26 protein-coding genes are annotated in these 20,874 nt (G+C 41.0%); 19 read left to right on the top strand and 7 right to left on the bottom strand.

Annotated features, from left to right (window positions below):
- Positions 1–37: 37 nt before the first annotated feature.
- Positions 38–1,252: an SAM-dependent methyltransferase gene (locus tag HYI04_RS10805; protein ID WP_010327451.1), complete on the bottom strand. Its 1,215-nt coding sequence runs from the start codon at positions 1,250–1,252 to the stop codon at positions 38–40.
- A 106-nt stretch (positions 1,253–1,358) separates the two neighbouring features.
- On the opposite strand from HYI04_RS10805, the gene HYI04_RS10800 reads away from it, so the two are divergent.
- The 3 genes from HYI04_RS10800 (at position 1,359) to HYI04_RS10790 (ending at position 4,022) form a co-directional block, all read left to right on the top strand.
- Positions 1,359–2,000 carry a hemolysin III family protein gene (locus HYI04_RS10800; protein WP_010327452.1) on the top strand — a complete coding sequence of 214 codons (642 nt, stop codon included), beginning with the start codon at positions 1,359–1,361 and terminating at the stop codon, positions 1,998–2,000.
- A 143-nt stretch (positions 2,001–2,143) separates the two neighbouring features.
- The gene (locus HYI04_RS10795) at positions 2,144–3,457 is read left to right on the top strand and encodes an MFS transporter (protein ID WP_010327453.1); all 1,314 of its coding nucleotides are present in this window, start codon (positions 2,144–2,146) and stop codon (positions 3,455–3,457) included.
- Positions 3,458–3,599: 142 nt separating this feature from the next.
- The gene (locus HYI04_RS10790; RefSeq protein ID WP_010327454.1) at positions 3,600–4,022 is read left to right on the top strand and encodes a hypothetical protein; all 423 of its coding nucleotides are present in this window, start codon (positions 3,600–3,602) and stop codon (positions 4,020–4,022) included.
- A 7-nt stretch (positions 4,023–4,029) separates the two neighbouring features.
- On the opposite strand, the gene HYI04_RS10785 is transcribed toward HYI04_RS10790, so the two are convergent.
- The gene (locus HYI04_RS10785; protein ID WP_010327455.1) at positions 4,030–5,040 is read right to left on the bottom strand and encodes a metallophosphoesterase; all 1,011 of its coding nucleotides are present in this window, start codon (positions 5,038–5,040) and stop codon (positions 4,030–4,032) included.
- A 101-nt stretch (positions 5,041–5,141) separates the two neighbouring features.
- Here HYI04_RS10785 and HYI04_RS10780 point away from each other — a divergent pair, with 101 nt between their 5' ends.
- Positions 5,142–6,770 (top strand): phospholipase D family protein, encoded by a 1,629-nt coding sequence (locus HYI04_RS10780; RefSeq protein WP_010327456.1) that lies wholly within the window; start codon positions 5,142–5,144, stop codon positions 6,768–6,770.
- Between the two features lie 4 nt (positions 6,771–6,774).
- Here HYI04_RS10780 and HYI04_RS10775 read toward each other — a convergent pair whose 3' ends face one another.
- The gene (locus tag HYI04_RS10775; protein WP_029575103.1) at positions 6,775–7,599 is read right to left on the bottom strand and encodes a 1-acyl-sn-glycerol-3-phosphate acyltransferase; all 825 of its coding nucleotides are present in this window, start codon (positions 7,597–7,599) and stop codon (positions 6,775–6,777) included.
- Between the two features lie 387 nt (positions 7,600–7,986).
- Here HYI04_RS10775 and hflX point away from each other — a divergent pair, with 387 nt between their 5' ends.
- From hflX to HYI04_RS10750, 5 genes are all read left to right on the top strand, one after another.
- On the top strand, positions 7,987–9,318 hold the full coding sequence (gene hflX, locus HYI04_RS10770; protein WP_058951672.1) for a ribosome rescue GTPase HflX: 1,332 nt from the start codon (positions 7,987–7,989) through the stop codon (positions 9,316–9,318).
- Positions 9,319–9,361: 43 nt separating this feature from the next.
- The gene (locus HYI04_RS10765; protein ID WP_004695106.1) at positions 9,362–9,733 is read left to right on the top strand and encodes a hypothetical protein; all 372 of its coding nucleotides are present in this window, start codon (positions 9,362–9,364) and stop codon (positions 9,731–9,733) included.
- A 10-nt stretch (positions 9,734–9,743) separates the two neighbouring features.
- Complete coding sequence (locus HYI04_RS10760) at positions 9,744–10,418, top strand: LrgB family protein (RefSeq protein ID WP_004695104.1); 675 nt, start codon at positions 9,744–9,746, stop codon at positions 10,416–10,418.
- A gap of 87 nt (positions 10,419–10,505) precedes the next feature.
- The gene (locus HYI04_RS10755) at positions 10,506–10,949 is read left to right on the top strand and encodes a DUF2147 domain-containing protein (protein ID WP_010327459.1); all 444 of its coding nucleotides are present in this window, start codon (positions 10,506–10,508) and stop codon (positions 10,947–10,949) included.
- Positions 10,950–11,229: 280 nt separating this feature from the next.
- Positions 11,230–11,679 (top strand): DUF2147 domain-containing protein, encoded by a 450-nt coding sequence (locus HYI04_RS10750; RefSeq protein WP_004695101.1) that lies wholly within the window; start codon positions 11,230–11,232, stop codon positions 11,677–11,679.
- Positions 11,680–11,722: 43 nt separating this feature from the next.
- Here the strand turns inward: HYI04_RS10750 and HYI04_RS10745 are convergent, their stop codons facing one another.
- The 3 genes from HYI04_RS10745 to pdxA are packed head-to-tail and all read right to left on the bottom strand — an operon-like array spanning position 11,723 to position 14,386.
- Positions 11,723–12,571, bottom strand: a complete 849-nt coding sequence (locus HYI04_RS10745) for a symmetrical bis(5'-nucleosyl)-tetraphosphatase (protein ID WP_004695099.1) — start codon at positions 12,569–12,571, stop codon at positions 11,723–11,725.
- Position 12,572: 1 nt separating this feature from the next.
- A complete protein-coding gene (rsmA, locus tag HYI04_RS10740) occupies positions 12,573–13,385 on the bottom strand; it encodes a 16S rRNA (adenine(1518)-N(6)/adenine(1519)-N(6))-dimethyltransferase RsmA (protein ID WP_004695098.1) in 813 nt (270 codons plus the stop codon).
- A 32-nt stretch (positions 13,386–13,417) separates the two neighbouring features.
- Entirely contained in the window at positions 13,418–14,386 is a 969-nt protein-coding gene (pdxA, locus tag HYI04_RS10735) for a 4-hydroxythreonine-4-phosphate dehydrogenase PdxA (protein ID WP_010327460.1), read from the bottom strand.
- Between the two features lie 492 nt (positions 14,387–14,878).
- Here pdxA and rplM point away from each other — a divergent pair, with 492 nt between their 5' ends.
- Together rplM and rpsI are read left to right on the top strand one after the other, a co-directional pair.
- On the top strand, positions 14,879–15,307 hold the full coding sequence (gene rplM, locus HYI04_RS10730; protein WP_004695096.1) for a 50S ribosomal protein L13: 429 nt from the start codon (positions 14,879–14,881) through the stop codon (positions 15,305–15,307).
- Positions 15,308–15,319: 12 nt separating this feature from the next.
- Positions 15,320–15,706: a 30S ribosomal protein S9 gene (gene rpsI, locus HYI04_RS10725; RefSeq protein ID WP_004695095.1), complete on the top strand. Its 387-nt coding sequence runs from the start codon at positions 15,320–15,322 to the stop codon at positions 15,704–15,706.
- A gap of 125 nt (positions 15,707–15,831) precedes the next feature.
- Here the strand turns inward: rpsI and HYI04_RS17065 are convergent, their stop codons facing one another.
- Complete coding sequence (locus HYI04_RS17065; protein WP_029575104.1) at positions 15,832–16,161, bottom strand: hypothetical protein; 330 nt, start codon at positions 16,159–16,161, stop codon at positions 15,832–15,834.
- A 123-nt stretch (positions 16,162–16,284) separates the two neighbouring features.
- Between HYI04_RS17065 and HYI04_RS10715 the strand changes: the two genes are divergently transcribed.
- The 8 genes from HYI04_RS10715 to HYI04_RS10685 all read left to right on the top strand — a co-directional run bounded on the left by HYI04_RS10715 (position 16,285) and on the right by HYI04_RS10685 (position 20,641).
- Positions 16,285–16,938, top strand: a complete 654-nt coding sequence (locus tag HYI04_RS10715; protein ID WP_004695093.1) for a glutathione S-transferase N-terminal domain-containing protein — start codon at positions 16,285–16,287, stop codon at positions 16,936–16,938.
- An 8-nt stretch (positions 16,939–16,946) separates the two neighbouring features.
- The gene (locus HYI04_RS10710) at positions 16,947–17,378 is read left to right on the top strand and encodes a ClpXP protease specificity-enhancing factor (RefSeq protein WP_010327462.1); all 432 of its coding nucleotides are present in this window, start codon (positions 16,947–16,949) and stop codon (positions 17,376–17,378) included.
- Positions 17,379–17,395: 17 nt separating this feature from the next.
- The gene (locus HYI04_RS10705; RefSeq protein WP_010327463.1) at positions 17,396–18,055 is read left to right on the top strand and encodes a hypothetical protein; all 660 of its coding nucleotides are present in this window, start codon (positions 17,396–17,398) and stop codon (positions 18,053–18,055) included.
- A gap of 396 nt (positions 18,056–18,451) precedes the next feature.
- On the top strand, positions 18,452–18,763 hold the full coding sequence (locus tag HYI04_RS10700) for a roadblock/LC7 domain-containing protein (RefSeq protein WP_010327464.1): 312 nt from the start codon (positions 18,452–18,454) through the stop codon (positions 18,761–18,763).
- Positions 18,756–18,971 carry a hypothetical protein gene (locus HYI04_RS16960; protein WP_224216478.1) on the top strand — a complete coding sequence of 72 codons (216 nt, stop codon included), beginning with the start codon at positions 18,756–18,758 and terminating at the stop codon, positions 18,969–18,971. Before HYI04_RS10700 ends, HYI04_RS16960 begins: the two co-directional genes overlap by 8 nt.
- Before the next feature lie 191 nt (positions 18,972–19,162).
- Complete coding sequence (locus HYI04_RS16955) at positions 19,163–19,720, top strand: hypothetical protein (RefSeq protein ID WP_228127582.1); 558 nt, start codon at positions 19,163–19,165, stop codon at positions 19,718–19,720.
- A 9-nt stretch (positions 19,721–19,729) separates the two neighbouring features.
- On the top strand, positions 19,730–20,278 hold the full coding sequence (locus HYI04_RS10690) for an ATP/GTP-binding protein (RefSeq protein ID WP_004695077.1): 549 nt from the start codon (positions 19,730–19,732) through the stop codon (positions 20,276–20,278).
- Between the two features lie 18 nt (positions 20,279–20,296).
- On the top strand, positions 20,297–20,641 hold the full coding sequence (locus tag HYI04_RS10685; protein WP_010327465.1) for a roadblock/LC7 domain-containing protein: 345 nt from the start codon (positions 20,297–20,299) through the stop codon (positions 20,639–20,641).
- The last annotated feature ends 233 nt before the right edge of the window (positions 20,642–20,874 follow it).

Raw genomic sequence — 20,874 nt, 5'->3', positions numbered from 1 at the left:
TCTATATTGGTCATTGCACTAAAAAGTGATGTTCAGATCAGCATTTGCAGCCTACATCTTGCTGATCCCATTGATTATTCAACAGCAATTCCAGTGAATGCTTTTGAATACCATACATCTCTTTCAAGGCTTGAATTTGTGCCAAGACAGCAACATCGGGCGCTTGATAATCCTTACGCTTGGTTGCCAAAATCATTTTATTTTTGCTGGTATGCTCAAGTGCTACAAACTCAAACACTTTGGTTTCATAGCCATAGGCTTTGAGTAACAAGGCACGAATAGTATCGGTCAGCATTTCAGCTTGCTGTCCTGCATGAATGCCAAACTGCAACATGGGTTGCAACACGAGCGGAGCTTTCAGTTGCGGGCGTAATTCTTTATGACAACACGGCGCGCACATGATCATTTCGGCATTTAAACGAATGCCGGTATGAATCGCAAAGTCCGTCGCGACATCACATGCATGCAGCGCAATCATCACATCGAGGCGTTCAGGTTGGTACGTCCGAACATCACCCTGAAAAAAATCAAGTTGCTGAAAATCTGACTTGTCCGCAACCTCCTGACAGAATTCCACCATTTTGCTGTTTAGCTCAACCCCAGTCACAAAAGGGTTCAAATCTTGCTTCAGCAAATAATCATATAAAGCAAAAGTTAAATAGCCTTTTCCTGAGCCAAAATCGACCACGCGCAGTTGTTCAGGCAGCTGAATATGACTTAGTGCCCCTGAGAAAATTTCGACAAACTTATTAATCTGCTTCCACTTACGCGCCATACTGGGAATGATGTGCGCTTTTGCATCGGTAATACCAAGCGGCTGTAAGAAATAACTGTCTTGATCGACAAAACGCTGTTTGACACGGTCATGACCTTTCTGCTCAACAGCTTTGGTTACCGTTTTATTTTTACTTTGCGTCAGTATGGCTTTCTTCTTGTTCTTCTTCAGTTGCCACTCTTGTTCAGTTGTCAGCAGATTGGCTTGTTTACACTGCGCCAAAAGTGCAGTTACCGTATCAAGTGCTGTGTCTAATGAATAATTTTTGGTGACATCTTGGGTTTTATGGCGATATAAACAGCTCAATACAGGCTGTCCTTGCAACATGACGACTCGAAAAGTCATCTTCTCGAGTTGCTCCAGTTCACCCTGATATTGACTCAGAATCATCCGATCAAAACTTTGAGATTCAAGCGCTTGCTGGAAGGCTTGAAGGAATTGCTGCTCTTGTGCAGAGGACGATACCGAAACGGTCATAATAGAAACCAAAAAAAGAATTGCGATTAAATTTTAAAGCGTCTTACGCTAAATGCAAACTTGAATTACGATACAGTTGTATATTTTATAAAAATGCACATGACTTATGAGCGCTCACCCTGTTGTAAACTACGATCCAGTTGAAGAAAGAATCAATTTTATTAGCCATGCTATTGGAGCAGGTCTTGCACTCATAGCCGGTATTTTATTGATTATCAAAGGGTCTTACTTAGAAACAGCACAATGGATCGGGCTGTGGGTCTATGCTTTGAGCCTATTTTTATTGTTCGCCGCATCAAGCTTGTATCATTTTGCGGAATCACCAGAGCTTCGCGGCTGGTATAAAAAATTAGATCACACTGCCATTTATTATCTGATTGCAGGCACCTACACTCCATTTTTGTCTATCGCACTGCCCACGCAAAAAGCCCATTACCTACTCATTGCACTTTGGGTGATTGCACTCATTGGTACACTATTCAAGTTAGTTTTCATTCATCGCTTTGAAAAAATCTCACTGATTGCTTATCTGCTCATGGGTTGGCTGGCTGTGCTGGTAATGGATGATATGCAACGCTTTTTATCTAAACCAGCTTTGACTTTTTTAATCATTGGTGGACTTTCCTATACCATCGGTGCATTGTTTTATGCGCTAAAAAAGGTAAGATATACGCACGCTATCTGGCATATTTTTGTATTGATTGGTGCAGGATCACATTTCCTGTCCATCTATCTTTACGTGATATAACCCGCGCACACTACATTTTTTAGCAACCCTAATTCCGTAGTCTGCCCGAGGAACATTCGTATTTTTTTAAAAAATTACGCCTTTTTTAAAAAGATGACGCTTTTAAAACTCAGTTCGACTATTTTTTAAGTGTAAGGTCTACCATGGCGTCATTAAATACTGCTGTTGCTGAACAGCAGCCTGTAAACTCAAAATTCCGCGTACTTACAGCCAGTCTGGTAGGTACAACTATCGAATTCTTCGATTTTTATATTTATGCCACTGCGGCTGTCATTATTTTTCCGTACCTGTTCTTTCCAGCAAGTACCGATCCAATGACTGCAACCATTCAGTCTTTGGCAACTTTCGCCATTGCCTTTATTGCACGCCCGATTGGCGCTGCACTCTTTGGACATTTAGGTGATCGTATCGGCCGAAAGGCGACCTTGGTTGCAGCTTTGCTGACCATGGGACTTTCAACCGTGTGTATCGGCTTATTACCCACCTATGCACAAATTGGAATTGCCGCACCATTACTGCTTGCGCTGTGTCGTTTAGGTCAAGGACTCGGCTTAGGTGGTGAATGGTCGGGTGCGGTATTGCTTGCCACAGAAAATGCACCTGAAGGTAAACGTGCTTGGTATGGCATGTTCCCCCAACTGGGCGCACCGATTGGCTTTATTTTAGCAACGGGTTCATTCTTGACGCTGGGTCATTTTATGACTGAAGAAGCGTTTATGACATGGGGCTGGCGTATTCCCTTTATCTCGAGTGCATTACTGGTGATTGTAGGCCTATGGATTCGTTTACAACTACATGAAACTCCTGCATTCCAGAAAGTTTTAGACAAGCAAAAAGAAGTTAACATTCCGTTTAAAGAAGTGATCACCAAACACTGGGGCATGTTGATTTTAGGTACCATTGCAGCCATTTGTACCTTTGTGGTGTTCTACCTCACGACGGTATTTGCTTTGCAATGGGGTACCAAACAGCTGGGTTACACCCGCGAACAGTTCTTACAACTTCAACTGGTCGCAACCCTGTGCTTTGCTGCATTCATCCCCTTGTCAGCAGTTTTAGCGGAAAAATTTGGTCGTAAAACCACATCTATTGCTGTCTGTGTTGCTGCGGCGTTATTTGGTTTAGTGTTCTCAAGCATGTTGGAATCAGGCAGTACCCTTGTTGTGTTCTTGTTCCTGTGTATTGGTTTATCCATCATGGGTTTAACCTATGGACCAATTGGTACTGTGCTCTCTGAAATTTTTCCAATATCCGTTCGTTATACAGGTTCAGCACTAACCTTTAACCTTGCGGGGATCTTTGGGGCATCATTTGCACCTCTCATTGCCACCAAGCTTGCAACCACCTACGGTTTACACGCAGTAGGTTACTACCTCACGGCGGCATCACTACTGTCTTTATGTGCGTTCTTAATGATCCGTGAAACCAAAAATGATGATGTAAATAATCAAATTTGACCCTGAATTTGATGTCTAAAAACCAGCACAGTGATGCTGGTTTTTTTATACCAATGCTTTAACAAACGCTACAAAAACCATATTTAAAATCTGTCGTTTTACTTCAAAAATAGAGAGAGATACAGATGAATAGGACCGAAAAATGGATGAAAAAATACAACAACTCACCAATGAACAACTCCTTGATGTCATCGTATTAGTTGAAGAAAATAAAATTATTCAAGCCATTCAATACATCGCCACACATACCGCTTTTCAATACGATGATGCACAAGAGATCGTGACTGAACTCACGAAGCGGCATGATGCTGCACTAAAAAGCATGTATCGCCATAAACGACATCAACAACAACGCATATCAACCGCTGAATTAAGACACCGCAGCTCCCTTGTGTCTGAAGGACAGAGCTTTACACAACAACAGCCACAAAGCCCGCATAGCACAGCAGTGAATAACCTCGATGCAATACAAGACCTACAAGCGCTTCATACAAAAAATCACAACCTTTGGATCGTCTTGGCTGTGGTCATTTTGGTTTTAAGCTTTATTTTTTATTGGTTCTAAACCCAACTTAAATCAGTTCAATAATATCGATCGTCGGTGGTACGCGAAAACGAAACGGCACACCCACCATACCTGTTCCAACCGTGACAAACACATCCGCATGTTCATGTCGGTACAAGCCTTTTTTGTGTCCTAATATAGATACTTTTTTCATTACATAGTCTGTGAGCCATGGCAGTTCAACTTGACCACCATGGGTATGACCCGAAAGCATTAAAGGACGGCTGGGTAAAGCGGGTATCATATCGACCGTGTCTGGATTGTGCGATAAGATGACCCATGGTTTGTCCTGCGGTAAATGCGGCATAAAACGCATATCCGCCTTACCTGCCCACAAATCTCCGACTCCAATCAAACGAAACTCTTCAAATTCAACAATCTGACCTTCAATATCAATCACATTATTCACCTTCAAAGCATGTCTTAACAAATTTTGAATCGGCGGACCAGGATACTGCTCATCATGATTACCATTGACCGAATAGACAGGGGCATTAATTTCTTGTAACACCTCTAATTCTTCTGCCAGTGTATTTTCAGGTTCATACGTCCAGTCCCCTGCAACCACCACCAAATCAGGTTTTTGTTCATTCAGTCGTTTGACGATGGTTTTCAGTTGTCGCTCATGCCCTGAAAATAGACCAATATGTAGATCGGCAATTAAGGCAATACGAACGGGTTTGAGTAATTTATAATCTTCTTGGATTTGATATTGAGTAGTTTTGACATGTACAAAATGCGGTTCAATGAAACGTGCATAACACAGCACACCACTAACCAAAAACACAAAAATAGCTTCATGCCATGAATAATAGCCCTGAAAACCGGCATATAAGCTAAAGAAAAACAAAGGAATGAGTAAATAAGAGAGATAAAAAGCCAACAAATGCACAAAGGCTTTAAACGGATGAATAGTCTCCGTATTGGTTTGACTGATCCATGCCTGATACACCGCCCACCCCGCAAGTAAGGCCATCGCAATATAAAAATAGAACACGACGGAGTGTATATTCATCATAGACTTTTACTCACAAACTGTTCATCAAGAACACATAATCTTCTGTTTATCTTTTCACAGCTCAGAATTATACTCAAACCAAATTTATAGACTTTATGACGATGGAAAAACCTCACGGCTTAGCGAAACAAACTTTATTCCGCTCATCTGCGACTCAGCAAGGTGCCAAACTGTTGTTGCTGAGCTGTATGGTTTTGACTGTCCCAGCGTGTAATACCTTACCCAAACAAATCCCACAGACGCCTGTCTATGCTTTTGATCTACCGACAGATCAAACCAGTTTAGGCAAAATCGTTCTGCCTTTACGTGAACAAAATCCAGGCCTTACAGGTTTCCATGTTCTCTATAATCCACTCGAAGCATTGGCCGCGCGTATCCATCTTATTGATAAGGCAGAAAAAACCTTAGATCTACAATACTATATTTGGGACAACGATCGTATTGGTTCTTTAGCGCTTTATTCTATTTTGAAAGCCGCTGATCGCGGGGTGAAGGTTCGATTACTAATCGATGATAACAATGCCAAGAAAATGGAAGGCATTTATTTGGCGCTCGATCAGCACGCCAATATTGACATCAAACTGTATAACCCCTACCGCTTCCGTCACTATCGTGCGATGGATATGGTCTTAAATCTAAAACGCATCAACCGCCGGATGCACAACAAAAGCTTCATTGCCGATAATCAAATTTCGTTGATTGGTGGGCGTAACATGAGCAATCAATATTATAACGTCAGCGACAGTTATCAGTTTTCAGATGTTGATGTGATGTTGGTCGGCTCTGCCTCAGATGAAATTGTGCATTCCTTCGATGAATACTGGAATGACGATTATGCCTTTCCAGTGCGTCAAATTGTCAACGCTAACCATTACAGCTTGCGTTATGAAGGTTTAAAAACCCAGTTAGAGCAGCACTATCAGGAAGTGACCGTCCAAAATTATTTGGATCTAGCCAATCGTTCGCAAGCCTTTGAACACTGGTTAAATGATAGTATCCAATTCGATTGGGTCAAAGCCGAAGTGGTGAAGGACTCACCGAGTAAAATCAAATCACGGGCAAAAAAAGAAGAACATTTAAACTTCCAGTTGCAAACCCATTTAGAAAAGCCAATGGAAAGCATCGACATTATTTCAGCCTATTTTGTACCTGAGCGTAAAGGCAAAAAACATCTGGCTAACCTAGCACAGAGTGACATTCAAGTCCGCGTATTGACCAACTCATTTAAAGCCAATGATGTACCGTTGGTGCATGCTTTCTATGGAAAATATCGTGAAGACTTGCTGGAAAGTGGTGTTCAACTCTATGAGTTTTTAGCCACGCCTGCGGCCGAAGCCCTAAACGAAAACAATGAAGAAATTTCCAAAAAAGCCAAAGTCAGCATCAAAGGATTAAGCCGCTCGAGTCTGCATGCCAAACTCATGGCCATTGATGAGAAACAGGTTTTTATTGGTTCATTTAATTTTGATCCCCGCTCTGCCAACTTAAATACAGAAATTGGGGTTTTACTGAACAGTCCACCGCTGGCTAAAGCGGTACACTACACCATGGACCAAAACCTCAGTAAATATGCCTATAAGCTGGTCCTAGATGCAAACAAAAACATTAACTGGCAAATCAAACAAGCTGATGGCTCTACCAAAACCTATACTACTGAACCCAAAATGAATTGGTTTAAACGCGCTGGTCTCAAAGTCGTTTCTTGGCTACCGATTGAAGGCTTTATGTAAGCCTTCAAGCTTGTTGCATGTTAGGTTGGGACTTCAAAACTTTGTGATGTAAATCAGCCAAACCTTGCACCATTTTTTGTTGGACCAGTGCCGTTAAACTCTCAACCGTATGTCCTGCTGTACAAATGGCTGGGAGCGCAACTAAATGTGCCGTGACTTGTGGCATTTCTAGTACTTTTTTAACATGCTCGGCAAAACTAATATTACCGATAAACGGAGAGACTTGGTCAAGTCCGCCCTGTTGATTCACATAGCAAATCAAACAAATTTGCACATCACGCTGGGCCTCAATTGCTGCGCCTAATATACGTCCATGAACCTTTTTCACTTTAGAACCATCGGTCGTGGTCGCTTCCGGGAAAAACAACACAGGAATATCTTGTTTTAAAAACGCTGTAATTTGCTCTCGAATTTTGATGGAATCGCCTGAACCACGTTGAATAAACAAAGTTCCACCACTTTTTGCCAGCTTGCCAAACACAGGCCATTTTTCAATTTCAGCCTTGGCCAAAAAGAAAACTCGTGCGCCTGAACCTAAAACCGCGACATCTAACCACGAAATATGATTGCTGACCCAAAGTGCAGGCTTACGTGGAATATCCCCGTGGACATGCACATCAATGTTAAAAACCTTGCACAGTCGACGACAGAAATACTGCACGTAACGGGTATTTTGTGGATTGTTAATGTCTTTATACAAGCCATGTCGATAGACCAAATAAAACCCTTCGGACACGGCGCCAAGCCCTGAAGCCAGCTTTTTACCATACAGAAAAAGCTTAGAGACACCTTTTATTGATGTTGTTTTTATTTCAGTATTCGATTGCATAGACGGTTCACTTGGCACAGCTTCATTCAACATTTAATCATTGATTTCGGCTCATTCTATACTGATCTTGAGCAACTTGCATTGATCATAAAAACCGAAGGCCCAGATGATTATTTTCAATTTTAATCGCTTAAACAAATTAATTAAAATAAATCAATCGAAATACTAAAACATGGTGTGTATATGAACGACCACGTAAATCCTCCAGCTCCGCCGTTAAATCCTGTTCAGGCACTGAAATTTATTATAGGGCTCAGTATTTTATACTTTGGCACCTTACTGCTTTTGGTTCACTTATTTCGCTCAATGTAAGGCAACGGCATAACTATTTCGCTCAATCTCAGCAAATTCATCTACACTAGAGTTTTCAATGTGAGATCGAATTTAGTGGAATATTTTGAGCAGAAGCAAGGTGGCGAAAAAACCATTTTAGTCAGTGTTGCCATCCATATTCTGGAAGACCTTGATGCAGAAGAATTTCGTTTGCTTGCTAAGTCGGCAGGTGCAGAAATTCTGGAGCATGTTCACGCTCAAAGATTCAAACCCGATGCTAAATATTTCATTGGTTCAGGCAAAGCAGAGGAAATTGCTGCTCGCGTTGAGGAGCTTGAAGCCACGCTGGTGATTATTGACCATGCCCTAACACCCAGTCAGGAACGTAACCTGAGTCGTATTATTAAGTGCCGGGTCATTGACCGTACACGCCTTATTTTGGATATCTTTGCACAACGTGCCCGTACCCATGAAGGTAAACTTCAAGTCGAATTGGCTCAATTGGATCACTTGTCTTCTCGACTGGTCGGTACAGGCATTAGCCTCGATAGCCAAAAAGGCGGGATTGGACTCCGTGGTCCAGGTGAAACGCAACTCGAAACTGACCGTCGTTTACTCCGTGTCCGTGTTGGACAACTTAAAGATAAATTAGAAAAAGTCCGTCAGACCCGTATCCAAGGCCGTGCTGCACGTCAAAAAGCCGCGATTCCAACCGTTTCTTTGGTTGGTTATACCAATGCGGGCAAATCGACCCTGTTTAACACCCTAGCCAAATCTGATGTTTATGCCGCAGATCAGTTATTTGCAACCTTAGATCCAACCTTAAGACGTTTGGAATGGGATGGTATTGGCCCACTGGTCCTAGCCGATACGGTTGGTTTTGTGCGGAATCTCGCGCATGCTTTAGTGGAATCGTTTAAAGCGACGCTAGAGGAAACATTAGAAGCCAGTTTGCTGTTGCATGTGATTGACTCGAGCAGTCCAGACCATATGGAACAAATTGAAGCCGTTGAAAAAGTGCTCAAAGAAATTGGCGCAGATATTCCAATCCTACGGGTGTATAACAAGATCGATCAAAGTGGCGAACAAGCCAAAATCATTTACGCTGAACCCAATGTACCTGAGCGTGTCTATGTCTCAGCACATACAGGCGAAGGATTTAATCTACTACGCCAAGCGGTCCAAGAGTGCTTGATGGGCCAAATTCAAAATTTTGACGTCCTACTCAAACCAGCCTATGGCAAATTGCGTAATCAACTGTACGCCCTAAATGTGATTCAATCTGAAAATTATGATGATGAGGGCAACCTACACCTACAAGTGTATATTGCGCCACATAAACTTGAACAATTGATCAAACAAGCACATTTACCGATTGATGAAATTTTAGGTTTGAAAGCAAAACAATTTCATCGTGAACTCGAAGAATTTGAAATCAAAAGCTAAATCGGTTAAAACGTGATAAGTAAAATGTTAATGACAGAACAAAATGGAATGGATAAAAACTGTTGATTGGAAAGCATGGATCGGCACGGTTGCCCTGATCATCATCTTTCGTGAGGCGGCTGTGTGGATCACTGGACGTTTTGGACATCCTGAACTGGGCAATTTAATTGGACTGATTAGTTTATTAATCGTCCTTTTGGGTTGGAGAAAATTTCATAAAATTCCAGCACGTTTGGTGGATACCAACAATAAAATCATGAAAGAAAGTGCCTTTGCTTTTCTACCTATCAGTGCAGGCTCCCTGTTAATGATGACGCATTTAGGCAGTGAAATCCCAATGTTTTTGGTGGTGCTGTTTGTCAGCACACTAATTCCACTGTGGGTTTACGCAAAAATGTCTAAGAAATGGCTTTAGGAGTGTGCACATGATTCCCATTATTTTCGGTTTTTTCCTAACCCTCGTTGCCTACTTACTGGCAAAGCCACTCAACAAAAAACTGCCACAAATTCCAGTGATTGTTTTTGGCATGTGCTTTGTGATTGCCCTGCTGTTGTTGTTAAACATTCCGTATGAGCAATATATGGCACAGGTAAATCCAGTGTTTAACCATCTGCTCGGTTATGTCACAGTCGCATTGGCTATTCCATTGGCTGCCATGCGCTATGACGACCTCCCCCTCAAAGCCGTGGTGGGCATTTTGGTCTTTGCCAGTATCAGTGCGGTCGGACTGCCGATGGGCCTGGCTTATCTATTACATTTGTCTGACCCTACCATTATGGCATTTGCCACACGCGCAGTCACAACGCCTATCGCAATTAACATTGCAACACTGCTACAAGCCCCTGTGAGTCTGGCCATTTTAATCGTGATTTTATCCGGTGTGATTGGTGCTGCATTTTCACCACTGATCCTCAAACACATTAATGACGAACGAGCATCGGGCTTAGCGCTAGGTCTTGCAGCTCATGCCATCGGTACAGCTCAAGCATGGCAACGGGGAAGTATTGCTGGACGTTACGCAGCCTTTGGAATGGCTGTCAATGCGGTATTTACAGCAATCTGGTTACCTTTGTTTATTCTATACTTGCAAAAAATGTGATATGTTCCTCACATAAACAATTGTATTGTTTAAAAAATCGACTTAAGATGAGTTTGTCGTTGATTAAATGATAAAAGGATTTTGTTCATGAGCAAATTGACACTTGCAATCGCATTCGCTACAACCGTTATGGGTAGTACAGCTTTCGCTGAAGATATTAGCGGCACTTGGAAAAATATTGATGACAAAACTGGGTCGTCAAAAGCCATCCTTGATATTCGCCAAGAATCAAATGGGACATATACCGCTAAGATCGTTAAAGTAACGCCTCGTCCGGGTTATACACCAAAAGAAACTTGTATTAATTGCCCTGCGCCGTATACCAATAAGCCTATTTTAGGCATGGATGTGATGAAAGGTTTGAAACACAGCGGTGATACCAATTACACGGGTGGAAAAATCATTGATCCACTGTCTGGTAATATTTATAGTTGTAAAGCAAAACTCAGTTCGAATGGCAAACGCTTAACCTTGCGAGGATACGTGGGCATATCGGCTCTAGGTCGCAGCCAAACTTGGATTCGAGAATAATCTAGGTTCTTATTACTGAACAGGCCTGGTCTACGCAATCACTTGATCGATTCATTTTAGATTTTGTAGACCACTACTGAGTCACTTATACATTGCTCCAAACTTAGTCTGATTGTTTCAAATTCAATGAATAAAAGTGTTTCAGCTAAGCGTGTATGATTTTTCATTTTTTAAAGGCAACTGCCTAATTCATATCTAAACACAAAACAGTTTGCCTTGTGCAAACTGTTTATTTTTCTGTGTCTTGGATATCTTTTTGTGAAACTATAGAGAACCTTATATGAAAAGTAAGTTTTTTATCGCGGGATTAACATTGTCCATGCTTTGCGGGGGAGCATTTGCACAGGACTTAACAGGGACATGGCAACAAATTGATGATAAATCAGGTTCACCAAAAGCCATTATCGAAATTCGTAAAGAATCGAATAATACTTACACTGGAAAAATTGTAAAAATTACACCACGCCCAGGTTATACGCCAAAAGAAACTTGTGTGAATTGCCCTACGCCATATACCAATAAACCAATTTTGGGTATGGACATTATTAAAGGCTTAAAACATGTCGACGGCACCAATAACTATGAAAAAGGTCGTGTGATTGATCCGCTGTCTGGCAAACTTTATGATGCGAAAATGAAACTGAATGCCACAGGAAAGCGTCTTTCGCTACGTGCTTACATCGGTGTTTCTGCTTTAGGTCGTAACCAAACCTGGTTAAGAATCGACTAAGAATAAAAAAGCCACGAAGTTCGTGGCTTTTTTAATGCATGTGCTATTGAACTGGATTATCAACGGCAAATAAGGTCTCATCTTCTAGACGATAAGCCATTAATTGATGTCCCCAAACACAACCGCCATCTACATTTTGAATCGAGTCCGAAATGGTTTTACCTTGTAAAGCTGCCCAGTGACCAAACACAACTTTATGGGTTTGTGCCGCTTGCGAAGCAAATTCAAACCATGGTTTGAAGCCTTCAGGCATCGGGTCGTTGAGCGAGTCTTTAAAACTAAACTCCAAACGCCCAGCACTATCGGTTAAACGCATACGAGTCAAATAATTTACGATACAACGTAAACGCGCATGCCCCGTCAGTTCATCCGACCATAAGGTGGGCTCTTTGCCATACATTTCTTTTAAAAAGGCATCGACAACATCAAAATCATCTGCTGCAATGACCGCCTCAACTTCTGCGGCTAAAGCAGCAGTTTGTTCTGCTGTCCAATTGGTTGGAATGCCTGCATGCGTCAGAACCGTGGTTGCGTTCGGAAACACACACAAGGGTTGTTTCCGTAGCCAATCAATCAAATCATCACTATCAATCGCATCAATCACATCACGAATGTTATCTTTGTCTTTGATTGCTTTAATGCCACGTGCAGCCGCCAGCAAAGTTAAATCATGATTGCCTAAAACTGTTGCAGCCGCATTACGCTCTACTAATTTTTTAATAAAGCGTAAAGCACCCAATGAGTTTTCACCACGGGCAACCAAATCCCCTGCAAACCAAATAAAATCTTGGTCAGGATCAAACTGTATGGTCTTTAACAAAGCTTTTAGTGCTTCAAAACAACCCTGCACATCACCAATGACATAATTGTATCGAATCTCTGCACCTGCCATCTTAAGCCACCATTTGATCTGCTAATGCCACAAATTGAGCCAGTGTTAAAGTCTCTGGACGCGCCATCGGATCAACACCTGCTTGTTCAAAACCATCTTCAACCAACATGCCTTTTAAGCTATTACGCAAAGTTTTACGACGCTGAGTAAAGACATGCGAGACCAAACGTGCCAAGGCTTTTTCATTTTTTGCCACAATCGGCTTAACCGCATACGGCTCTAAACGGAACACCGCAGAAGTCACTTTGGGTGGTGGGTTAAATGAACCCGGTGGCACTTCAAACAAGAACGTCGGTTTACAGAAATACTGAATCATCACCGACAAACGACCATACTCTTTGCTATTTGGAGAAGCCGTAATACGATCAACCACTTCTTTTTGTAGCATAAAGTGCATGTCTTTAACTTTGTCACCAAACTCCAAAAGGTGAAACAAAAGTGGCGTTGAGATGTTATACGGCAAATTACCCACAACCCGTAAAGGACGACCATCTTCAAATAAATTGGTGAAGTCGTACTTCAGTGCATCGGTTTCAATAATGGTTAAACGTTCAGGATGTGGCACACGCCCCGGCAAACCTGCCGCCAAATCACGGTCTAATTCGACCACCGTAAGTGCGTCACACTCACCAATCAACGGAGAAGTTAAGGCTGCCAAACCCGGCCCAATTTCCACAATGTTATCACCTGAACGTGGTGCAACTGAACGTACAATCTTGGCAATCACACGTTGGTCATGTAAGAAGTTTTGCCCAAAACGCTTCCGCGTATGGTGCCCTTCATCTTTAGGGTTTAAGGCATTAATTTGATACATAAAATTTTCCAACGTGAGTTAGTCACTGAACATTAGTGACGAGCTAATTCTAACGCTAAATCAACAGCGACCTGTAAGCTTGAGCTTTTCGCAAGACCTGTGCCTGCGAGGGAGAGAGCTGTGCCATGATCAACTGAGGTACGAATAAACGGTAAGCCCAAAGTAATATTAATGGCTTCACCAAACCCTTGCGATTTTAACACAGGTAAGCCCTGATCGTGATACATCGCCAAAACAGCATCGGCATCTTTTAAGTTTTCTGGGGTGAATAAGGTATCGGCAGGTAGGCTCAGACTCATATTTATGCCTTGAGCACGGTAGCTTTCCAGCACAGGGTTAATCACCTCAATTTCTTCCATGCCCAAATAACCATCCTCCCCAGCATGTGGATTTAGGCCACACACTAAAATGTGGGGATGCTCTTTTTTAAATTTGCTTTTTAAGTCCTGAGTTAAAATATCAATGACTTGATGCAATCGCTCTTTGGTAATCGCATCGGGTACTGCTCTTAATGGCAAATGTGTAGTAGCCAGCGCGACACGCAAGGTCTTGGTTGCGAGCATCATCACCACACATTCAACCCCAGCAAACTCTTGGTAGTATTCGGTATGTCCACTAAAGTGAATCCCAGCATCATTGATGACTGACTTTTGTACAGGAGCAGTTGCAACACCTACACTTTTACCGGACATAGCATAATCGGCCGAACGTCGTAGCTGCTCTAAGACATAAGGCGCATTTTCAGGATTGAGCTCACCCATTACAACAGCTTTGCTTAAAGGCACATGCTCAACATAAAGTTGACCCTGAGTTGATGATGCTTCTTGCCCTGAATATTCAATCAGTTCAATGTCCAATCCCAAACATGCTGCACGTGTACGTAGCAAGTTCATATCACCAAGGACCACGATCGGACGCTCATCTATACGAGCAGCAAGGCTTAAACAAATATCTGGACCAATCCCAGCAGGTTCACCACTGGTGACATATAAAGGCAGCATGATCAACTCAAATAAAATGCGTTTTGACTATTATACAACGTCTCACCCAGTATCTCCGCATTCACCGTACTCAACTTGAACCTATTCTTTTATATTTAAATCCTCACTTATCCTGTTTTCACATTCCATCAACTTTCAAAGAAAAAAATAAAGCCTCAAACACATCAAACATGAGCAAAGAAATTGCGAGTCGTAACTGCTGCACTGTCCGTTAATTTAAAATGGTTCTATGGTGATAATCCTGCATTTCATTCAGTGAAGTCATAAAGTTCAATATCGCTGTTCCCCATTTTTTTAAAGTTTGAACTCTTTTGTGGTTTTTTAAAAAGAATAAACTTTGATCTCTTCCTTTATGTAGGGAAATACCTTAAAATACGGCTCTTGAAATTTTATATTTTCATTTGTGATTCTGAGCAACTTCGTTTAGAATCGCGTCTCCTTTTGTTTGGACAGATTCCATAGTCCAAACCAACTATAATAGGTAGTGGTTTAATGAAAACTCTCAGCGCTAAGCCTGCTGAAGTTCAACACGACTGGTACGTTGTTGATGCTTCTGGCAAAACTTTAGGTCGCCTTGCGACTGAAATCGCTCGTCGTCTACGTGGTAAGCACAAGACTTCTTATACTCCTCACGTTGACACTGGCGATTATATCGTTGTAATCAATGCTGAAGAAATTCAAGTGACTGGTAAAAAAGCGCTTGATAAAAAATACTATCGCCACACTGGCTTCCCTGGTGGTATCCGTGAGACTAACTTTGAAAAGTTAATCGCTCACAAACCTGAAGCAGTTTTAGAAAAAGCTGTTAAAGGTATGTTACCAAAAGGTCCTCTTGGTTATGCAATGATCAAGAAAATGAAAGTGTATGCAGGTACAGAGCATCCACACGCTGCTCAACAGCCACAAGTTTTGGACATCTAAGGGATACAGCACATGGCTACTAATTATGGTACAGGTCGCCGTAAGACCGCAACTGCACGTGTTTTCTTGTCAGCTGGTACAGGCAAGCTCGTAATTAACAACCGTACTCTTGAGCAATACTTCGGTCGTGAAACTGCTCGTATGGTTGTTCGTCAACCTTTAGAGCTTCTTGAAGTTACTGAAAAGTATGACCTTTACATCACTGTTGCTGGTGGTGGTATCGGTGGTCAAGCTGGCGCTATCCGTCACGGTATTACTCGTGCGTTGATCGCTTCTGACGAAACACTTAAACCTGCTCTTCGTCAAGCTGGTTTCGTTACTCGTGATGCTCGTGAAGTTGAACGTAAGAAACTTGGTTTACGTAAAGCTCGTAAACGTCCTCAATTCTCTAAACGTTAATTCGTTTACCGAATCGGACAAAAAAGCCTTGGTTTATCCAAGGCTTTTTTATACGTGATTTTCAAGTTTTAAGTCTATGCTTCTGGCTTTATTCGCACTACATCCCTGTAGTTACATATTCCAGCTTATTTTGAAAATTGATGATCTTTGGGAAGTGGTGCATTACATGGCTCGTCGGTTTTCTCATCGACCATTTTCACAGGCCCATCATTATAAACAGTGACCTTACAGCCTTTTACTGTATATTCTTGCTGAATGCCGCCATACATCTCATCCTCAGATACAGAAGTAGCAACATCACAGGCTTCATCGGCAATACAAGCTGCATATTCAGCAGTCTGCTGCGCTACATCTACCTGTTCGGCTGCATCTTGATTTTGAGCATAACTACTTGAGATGGAAGTCATTAGTATAATAACTGCAATCGATTGGGTGATTCTGAGCCTAAGCTGCATAGTTCTATCCTTATTTTTCATTTATTCCAAGTTGTTCGATTGTATAAGCATATTAAAGTTAAGATGATTTTATTGGCTATTTTTAGTATTCTAACCGATTCACTTCACCTAGTTTCTTGAAATATGTCTGTCGAAACTACTCCGCTTCAAGGAATTACGCTGTATAGCCATGCAGATGATTTTCGCTCCCACTGGATTCGTTATGTACTTGCAGAGAAGCAAATCAAATACCATCTGGTTTTAAGTGATGCAGATGATGAAGATCTCGCCAGCTTAAACCCTTATAATCAACTGCCCATGTTGATTGAAAATGATTTAAAACTATTTAATGCCAATATCATCTCTGAGTATTTAGACGATCGTTATCGTCAAAACAAGCTCTATGCCGACGCGCCTATGCCTCGCGCGGAACAGCGTCAGTACATTTGGCGCTTTGAACAAGATTGGTTAAAACTTGCCGATATGATGTTACGCCATCCGGATACACTTGATGAACAAGCAAAACTGAAAGCACAAAAAAAACTGAAAGATACACTCATTTCCTTAACACCATTGTTCCAGCATTTCCCCTATTTCATGTCGGAAAGCTTTAGTATTTTAGATTGCATGCTTGCGCCTATCTTTCTACGCTTAAACAGCATGGGCGTGCATTTACCGAAACAGCAATGCCGCCCAATCTATTTATATTGTCAACGTATTTTTAGTCGTCCTGCATTTTTAAAGTCTTTAACTTTGCAGGAGAAAAACCATTATCAATCTGAATTTAAACAGCCGTAGAGAACATTATGTCTGATCAAGAATTAAACCTTACGCCGACTCGTCCATATTTAGCTCGCGCCATTTATGAATGGATTTGTGATAACCAACTGACACCGCATTTATTGGTCGATGCAACCCAGCCCAATACTCTCGTTCCTGAACAGTTTATTCAAGATGGCCAAATTGTCTTAAACATCGTCCCTCATGCCGTACATGCGCTACATATGAGCAACGATGCGATTACCTTCTCTGCACGTTTTGGTGGCGTATCTCGTGATATTTATGTCCCATTTAATGCTGTGATAGGCATTTATGCCCGTGAAAATGGACAGGGCTTGTTCTTCGATCCAAGTGAGTATGACAATCATACCCAAAGTGAGCAAAATGCTTTAAAATCAGACAATGAAGAAAAAACTGAACCCGCTAAGAAAAAACCAAGTTTAAGGTTATTAGATTAATAAAATGGAGTAATTATATGGCTTTTGATTTAGTACAATATTTTGCAGAGCAGATTAAAATTCAAAAGCCTGAGCTTCTGAGTCAATATTCAGATGAGGAGCGACTTCAATATCTGTCTGAGGCCAACACCCTCTCCCTTGGAAAACTCATCACTTTGATGCGTCAAGATGGCACCAAGCTCTATCAAGAGATTCAAACTCAGGATCATCTCTATATTCAAGAACTTGCAAGGCATCTCACCACGTCTCCGCAAAATGAATCACAGTTAGCGAAGGCAGACTTAGAACATAGCTTGACTACAATGTTGGGTCTTCAGTTTGCTGAACTCAAACAACTTGATGTCACGGGAAACTTTGGCGAACATGGAATTCGTGAGCTGCTTGTCGGTCAAATCGAGCACCTCTCTGGTCTGGCTGATGACTGGGTTTGGACAACAAGTGAGCTAACAGAACTGATTGGCTCTAAACCAAAGCCTGAAGAAGAGCTATCATTAGAAGAGACGATGAAGGAGTTTAATCAAATGGTAAATCAACACGCAACTGACCACTCAGATCAGCTACACACACAGGTAGTAGAGCAAAATCCAACGCCAACATGGGCAAAACTGATTGAGCCTGCTGTGGCTATTGTTATTTTATGGGGACTTTATTGCGCAGCAAGTCAAATGTTTGTCTAATTCCCAAGGGATGCACTCATTTTGCGCATCCCTTTATTTTTTAATGAAAAATAATTATATATCTCATCTTTAAAAATCAAAAAAATCGATTTCTTTTTTTGCTTTTATTTGTCCAAATGATAAAATTTACATTTTGTTGCAATAGCAAATAAATTAAACACTTTTTCAAATAACAATAAGCTTTCTCACACTCCTTTTCTAAATACGCAAACTTAATCACAGAATCTATAGCAAAAACTGACTAAAAGCCTCGGGTTTAATCGTACATTTATTCATCTTTTTTTTGTTACATTTATTTATATTAATAATTTTTTCACGCCGTCCATATAATTAAATCGAATTGTGAAACAACAAGTTAAAAGGATTTCAAAACTCATAAAATTAAAGAGAAAAACTATGGCTAAAGTGTCATTGGAAGCATTAGCAAATATCGATGGATTCTATGCAGCAGCATTGGTCGATGGGGAAAGCGGTTTGGCCCTAGCAACTCAAGGCGGTGGAAGCATCGATTTAGAACTCGCGGCTGCAGGTAATACTGAAGTCGTTCGCTCAAAACGACGTGTTGCACAAGCATTGAACTTGAATGACACCATCGAAGATATTTTAATTACACTAGGTAAGCAGTATCACCTTATTCGTCCTTTTGGGAAAGGGGTTGTATGCGTTGTCCTCTTCAACCTAATTAAATTAAAGAAACACTATGAATAAGCAATATATTAATATTGCGATTACTGGCCTGAGTTCAAACCATTCTGACGAACTTAAAACACAGCTACGTAATCTCATTCCTCAAGAGTATCAAATTAACTGGAGCTCCGCTGCTGACCCAACTATTGATCGTTTATTTATCCATGAAAGTTTTTATGAAACCGAAGGATCCAAAAGATCATTCGAAGTCGTCAGTTCCCATGGCTAAAAATTTCTAAGCAAACCCATAACGAAAACCGACTCCACGAAAACACAATTTCTTTACCAATTACACATCTTGAAAGCTTCTCGAATTGGATTATTCAACATCTACTGCCCCCCTCTTTTGACAATCAACAAATCCTTCCTATCGAAACTCAGAATAAAAAAACACACTACAAATTAGAATATTTCAGCAAAATGCTGGATACCGAACGCAACTCAAAGCTACATCTTTTTGATACTTTGGGCACCATTGCCATTATTGATATTCAGAAAAATATCGCTTGGCTCAATACAGAACGAGAACAAGCCTTTACAGATTCTGGTTTTGATTATGACATTGCCAGCACCAGCAACTTCATGAAAGTCTCACGCAAGCAACCCCATATACTTAGCGACTGGTTATGGCAGTTTTTTTGGGATTCACCCATATTTTTGAAAAAAATTGCACCTGAAGATGGACATTTTAAGATCCATATGTGGCCTAAGCCAGCAAGTAATGTGGACAGGAAAACCATTTTTCAACTTTCCAGCTGCTTTATTCAAGGTGGTAAAATTTCAAAAATTGCAACGCAGTTGAATCTCCCTATTGAAACTGTGCAGCGCTTTATTGCAGCCAATATCGCGACCCATAATCTCTCAAAAATCAATATTTGGGATAAACACTTTAACCCACCAGAAATGCCTCAAGTTACAGAAGAAGCAGGATTAATTAAAAGCTTTTTTGGAAAACTAAGAAAAAAACTAGGCATATAGGATAATAATATGATTTTACAACGCTTTAAAATTGTTTTTGCTGGTGGTATGGGCGCGGGTAAGACAGAGGCGATTCGATCACTCTCAGAGATTCCTGTACTGCAAACGGAGGCTTTCAACACAGATGCACAGCGCCATACCAAATTGGAAACTACAGTTGGTATTGATTATGGTGAAATCACGCTTGATGAAAACCTGACCATTGGGCTATATGGTACACCTGGGCAAAGCCGCTTCGACTTTATTTGGTCTGCCATTACTAAAGGTGCTATTGGTGCTGTAATTTTGATTGACCATCATTCAGATAACCCTATTCAAGAATTAGAAAGTTATCTGGAAACCTTTCAAAACTTTACCGACAATATTGCGATCGGCATTACACATACCGATCTTCTTTCTGAGTCAACCAAATCAACCACTATCTATAAAGACTGGTTATTACAAAATGATCTCTTTTCTCCACTCTTCTTTATCGATGCAAGGAAGAAAGATGACGTTTTGTTATTATTAGAAGCGCTCATTACATCCATTGAGATCAACTCAAATATTGCCAATTAACCCTTAACGAGGTTCTATATGTTTACTTTAGCGCAAAGCCGCTCAGCACCAAAAGAGTTAATTGATTTTGCTAAGAATGAAATTCAAGATGTTCTCATGAATGTCCGCAGCGTCAATTATGTCATGCTGTGTAGCACAGATGGCTTCGATTTAGCACATGTTTATAAAAGAGATGGTTATAACAGTACTAAACTTGCGGCAGTTAGTAGCTCGATTTTAGCTATGGTTGCTGCTTTTATGAATGAAATTCATCTCGAAGGTTGTCAGTCGATTACTTTGGATGCGGACAATGGTAAAGCCATTTTAACCTCGATTCCTTTGTATACCCTAAAAAATGCAAGTAACAAAATTATGCAATACTGATATTTCTGATAAATGGTAGATATTTCACATAATTTTAATTTATATAAATGCATTTTTTTATAATTTAACACGCATTCTCCGCTCTATTCTTTTTATTTTTAATCTTTTCAGCATAAAAAAATCCCCCTCAGCGCTTAGCGGAGGGGGATTTAGAATTAATGAGCTGGCGATGACTTACTCTCACATGGATAACTCCACACTACCATCAGCGCTAAGAGGTTTCACTTCTGAGT

The organism is Acinetobacter sp. SwsAc2, from assembly GCF_013391465.1.
In the GTDB taxonomy this organism is placed as follows: domain Bacteria; phylum Pseudomonadota; class Gammaproteobacteria; order Pseudomonadales; family Moraxellaceae; genus Acinetobacter; species Acinetobacter johnsonii.
This window is presented reverse-complemented; position numbering and strand designations above follow the sequence as displayed.

Coding starts and splice junctions, on each gene's coding strand:
- HYI04_RS16955 (WP_228127582.1), top strand. CDS start 19,163: ATGCTGGATACCGAACGCAACTCAAAGCTACATCTTTTTGATACTTTG.
- HYI04_RS10745 (WP_004695099.1), bottom strand. CDS start 12,571: ATGGCAGGTGCAGAGATTCGATACAATTATGTCATTGGTGATGTGCAG.
- HYI04_RS10715 (WP_004695093.1), top strand. CDS start 16,285: ATGTCTGTCGAAACTACTCCGCTTCAAGGAATTACGCTGTATAGCCAT.
- rplM (WP_004695096.1), top strand. CDS start 14,879: ATGAAAACTCTCAGCGCTAAGCCTGCTGAAGTTCAACACGACTGGTAC.
- HYI04_RS10795 (WP_010327453.1), top strand. CDS start 2,144: ATGGCGTCATTAAATACTGCTGTTGCTGAACAGCAGCCTGTAAACTCA.
- HYI04_RS10700 (WP_010327464.1), top strand. CDS start 18,452: ATGGCTAAAGTGTCATTGGAAGCATTAGCAAATATCGATGGATTCTAT.
- rpsI (WP_004695095.1), top strand. CDS start 15,320: ATGGCTACTAATTATGGTACAGGTCGCCGTAAGACCGCAACTGCACGT.
- HYI04_RS10750 (WP_004695101.1), top strand. CDS start 11,230: ATGAAAAGTAAGTTTTTTATCGCGGGATTAACATTGTCCATGCTTTGC.
- HYI04_RS10805 (WP_010327451.1), bottom strand. CDS start 1,252: ATGACCGTTTCGGTATCGTCCTCTGCACAAGAGCAGCAATTCCTTCAA.
- HYI04_RS10755 (WP_010327459.1), top strand. CDS start 10,506: ATGAGCAAATTGACACTTGCAATCGCATTCGCTACAACCGTTATGGGT.
- HYI04_RS10800 (WP_010327452.1), top strand. CDS start 1,359: ATGAGCGCTCACCCTGTTGTAAACTACGATCCAGTTGAAGAAAGAATC.
- HYI04_RS10785 (WP_010327455.1), bottom strand. CDS start 5,040: ATGATGAATATACACTCCGTCGTGTTCTATTTTTATATTGCGATGGCC.
- HYI04_RS10685 (WP_010327465.1), top strand. CDS start 20,297: ATGTTTACTTTAGCGCAAAGCCGCTCAGCACCAAAAGAGTTAATTGAT.
- HYI04_RS10760 (WP_004695104.1), top strand. CDS start 9,744: ATGATTCCCATTATTTTCGGTTTTTTCCTAACCCTCGTTGCCTACTTA.
- HYI04_RS10710 (WP_010327462.1), top strand. CDS start 16,947: ATGTCTGATCAAGAATTAAACCTTACGCCGACTCGTCCATATTTAGCT.
- HYI04_RS10765 (WP_004695106.1), top strand. CDS start 9,362: ATGGAATGGATAAAAACTGTTGATTGGAAAGCATGGATCGGCACGGTT.
- HYI04_RS10780 (WP_010327456.1), top strand. CDS start 5,142: ATGGAAAAACCTCACGGCTTAGCGAAACAAACTTTATTCCGCTCATCT.
- HYI04_RS10775 (WP_029575103.1), bottom strand. CDS start 7,599: ATGCAATCGAATACTGAAATAAAAACAACATCAATAAAAGGTGTCTCT.
- rsmA (WP_004695098.1), bottom strand. CDS start 13,385: ATGTATCAAATTAATGCCTTAAACCCTAAAGATGAAGGGCACCATACG.
- HYI04_RS10690 (WP_004695077.1), top strand. CDS start 19,730: ATGATTTTACAACGCTTTAAAATTGTTTTTGCTGGTGGTATGGGCGCG.
- HYI04_RS10705 (WP_010327463.1), top strand. CDS start 17,396: ATGGCTTTTGATTTAGTACAATATTTTGCAGAGCAGATTAAAATTCAA.
- HYI04_RS16960 (WP_224216478.1), top strand. CDS start 18,756: ATGAATAAGCAATATATTAATATTGCGATTACTGGCCTGAGTTCAAAC.
- HYI04_RS10790 (WP_010327454.1), top strand. CDS start 3,600: ATGGATGAAAAAATACAACAACTCACCAATGAACAACTCCTTGATGTC.
- pdxA (WP_010327460.1), bottom strand. CDS start 14,386: ATGCTGCCTTTATATGTCACCAGTGGTGAACCTGCTGGGATTGGTCCA.
- HYI04_RS17065 (WP_029575104.1), bottom strand. CDS start 16,161: ATGCAGCTTAGGCTCAGAATCACCCAATCGATTGCAGTTATTATACTA.